Here is a 455-nt window from a genome sequence, read left to right as displayed (position 1 = left end):
GGGCAAGCGGGTGGGCGCCCTGCCGCGGGGGAGCCTCTATGTCCACACCTCGCACCTGCGCCTCGACCGGCCGGAGCGGTTCGACTGGCTCTACGACCGCCGCGACGTGCGCGCGGCCTTCTTCGTGCACGACCTCATCCCCATCACGCACCCGGAATACGGCCGTCCGGGCGAGGCCGGGCGCCACGCCGAGCGGCTGCGCACGGTCGGCCGGCACGCCGCCGCGATCCTGGCGAACTCCCGCGATACGGCGGAGCGCACCCGCGCGCATCTGCGCGCGGCCGGTCTCGCCCCGCCGCCCGTGGCGGTGGGCCATCTCGGCGTCGAGCCGGCCTTCGGGCGGGTTGGCCCCGCCGTCGCGCCCGACCGCCCCACCTTCCTGGTCTGCGGCACGATCGAGCCGCGCAAGAACCACCTGCTGCTCCTGCACCTGTGGCGGCCCATGGCCGAGCGGC

General features: G+C 76.3%; 1 pseudogene. It reads left to right on the top strand.

From position 1 onward, the window contains the following. A pseudogene (locus tag AX737_RS34270) lies at window positions 1-455 on the top strand (glycosyltransferase family 1 protein); the annotation flags it as partial.

It is taken from the genome of Methylobacterium sp. CCH5-D2, assembly GCF_001556475.1.
Taxonomy (GTDB): Bacteria; Pseudomonadota; Alphaproteobacteria; order Rhizobiales; family Beijerinckiaceae; genus Methylobacterium; species Methylobacterium hispanicum.
The sequence above is the reverse complement of the archived record's forward strand: the minus strand, read 5'-3'. Positions and strand labels throughout refer to the sequence as shown.